Source organism: Bacillus sp. JJ1773, from assembly GCF_036962035.1.
GTDB lineage: Bacteria > Bacillota > Bacilli > Bacillales > Cytobacillaceae > Cytobacillus.
In genome coordinates, this window is record NZ_JBALNX010000115.1 from 1 (window position 1) to 1,056 (window position 1,056).

General features: G+C 50.0%; 9 tRNA genes. All 9 read right to left on the reverse strand.

The window, feature by feature from the left end:
• Positions 1-95 precede the first annotated feature (95 nt).
• Positions 96-171: transfer RNA gene (locus V7127_RS24180), tRNA-Ala, on the reverse strand.
• Between the two features lie 9 nt (positions 172-180).
• A tRNA-Pro gene (locus tag V7127_RS24185) sits at positions 181-257 on the reverse strand.
• Positions 258-261: 4 nt separating this feature from the next.
• A tRNA-Arg gene (locus V7127_RS24190) sits at positions 262-338 on the reverse strand.
• Between the two features lie 15 nt (positions 339-353).
• A tRNA-Leu gene (locus V7127_RS24195) sits at positions 354-442 on the reverse strand.
• Between the two features lie 7 nt (positions 443-449).
• Positions 450-524, reverse strand: a tRNA-Gly gene (locus V7127_RS24200).
• Positions 525-537: 13 nt separating this feature from the next.
• A tRNA-Leu gene (locus V7127_RS24205) sits at positions 538-619 on the reverse strand.
• A gap of 9 nt (positions 620-628) precedes the next feature.
• Positions 629-704, reverse strand: a tRNA-Lys gene (locus V7127_RS24210).
• 165 nt (positions 705-869) lie between these two features.
• Positions 870-945: transfer RNA gene (locus tag V7127_RS24215), tRNA-Thr, on the reverse strand.
• Between the two features lie 7 nt (positions 946-952).
• Positions 953-1,028: transfer RNA gene (locus V7127_RS24220), tRNA-Val, on the reverse strand.
• Positions 1,029-1,056 lie beyond the last annotated feature (28 nt).

Here is a 1,056-nt window from a genome sequence, read left to right on the forward strand (position 1 = left end):
CGTTCAGTTTTCAAAGAACTATCGTATCGCTCAGAAGCGACTTTTCAATATTACTACGTTTTAAAAACAGTGTCAATAACTTTTTAAAACTTTTTTGGTGGAGCCTAGCGGGATCGAACCGCTGACCTCCTGCGTGCAAGGCAGGCGCTCTCCCAGCTGAGCTAAGGCCCCAAAATATAATGGTCGGGAAGACAGGATTCGAACCTGCGACCCCTTGGTCCCAAACCAAGTGCTCTACCAAGCTGAGCTACTTCCCGAAAATGGCGCGCCCGAAAGGAGTCGAACCCATAACCTTCTGATCCGTAGTCAGACGCTCTATCCAATTGAGCTACGGGCGCATTCTTTAATTTAAGTGGTGCCGAGGACCGGAATCGAACCGGTACGGTAGTCACCTACCGCAGGATTTTAAGTCCTGTGCGTCTGCCAGTTCCGCCACCCCGGCATTAATATGGAGCGGAAGACGGGATTCGAACCCGCGACCCCCACCTTGGCAAGGTGGTGTTCTACCACTGAACTACTTCCGCTTATCTTTATGAATGCGGGTGAAGGGAGTCGAACCCCCACGCCTCGCGGCGCCAGATCCTAAGTCTGGTGCGTCTGCCAATTCCGCCACACCCGCATATATAAATGGTGAGCCATGAAGGACTCGAACCTTCGACCCTCTGATTAAAAGTCAGATGCTCTACCGACTGAGCTAATGGCTCGGTATAAGATGTTGTTTCCTAAATGTTGATTGTGGTAGGAATTGTGCTTCAAAGTCCTACGGTCTTTGTTGCAGATTTTAAAAGCTTACCATTCGGTGAAGCAATGCTTCGGAGCTGTAATCTTTTAAAATCCTCTACCGACTGAGCTAATGGCTCTAAACTACGTGGTGCCGGCCAGAGGACTCGAACCCCCAACCTACTGATTACAAGTCAGTTGCTCTACCAATTGAGCTAGGCCGGCATATTAATGGTGGAGGATGACGGGATCGAACCGCCGACCCTCTGCTTGTAAGGCAGATGCTCTCCCAGCTGAGCTAATCCTCCAATTATTAAAGCCTAGCGACGTCCTACT